Below are 231 nucleotides of genomic sequence, written 5' to 3'. Positions count from 1 at the left end.
TGCTTTCATAAGACTGTTGAGCATAGTCGGCAGAATAAACTTCTTTGAAGCGCCCTTTCCCAACGCATTGTAGGACTGTCCCACGTTTGATTTCAGTGTGGATAGTTTGAGGAGCTTTTCCAAGTAGAGAGGCAATTTCTCTATTTGATTTCCCTTCCTTTTTCCATCGGGTAACTTCTAAAACTAACTTCCAGTTTCTCACCACCTAGCATTTAGTATGAGAAAAACGCG

The 231-nt window shown here is 41.6% G+C and carries 1 protein-coding gene; it reads right to left on the bottom strand.

Annotation, left to right across the window (positions count from 1 at the left end; all coding sequences use genetic code 11):
• Window positions 1-202 (bottom strand): helix-turn-helix domain-containing protein (locus ADI86_RS00155; RefSeq protein WP_241486532.1); only part of this gene is annotated, 202 nt, incomplete at its 3' end.
• Between the last annotated feature and the right edge of the window lie 29 nt (window positions 203-231).

This window comes from Streptococcus pseudopneumoniae (assembly GCF_001074975.1).
Classification (GTDB): domain Bacteria; phylum Bacillota; class Bacilli; order Lactobacillales; family Streptococcaceae; genus Streptococcus; species Streptococcus pseudopneumoniae_D.
The sequence above is the reverse complement of the archived record's forward strand: the minus strand, read 5'-3'. Positions and strand labels throughout refer to the sequence as shown.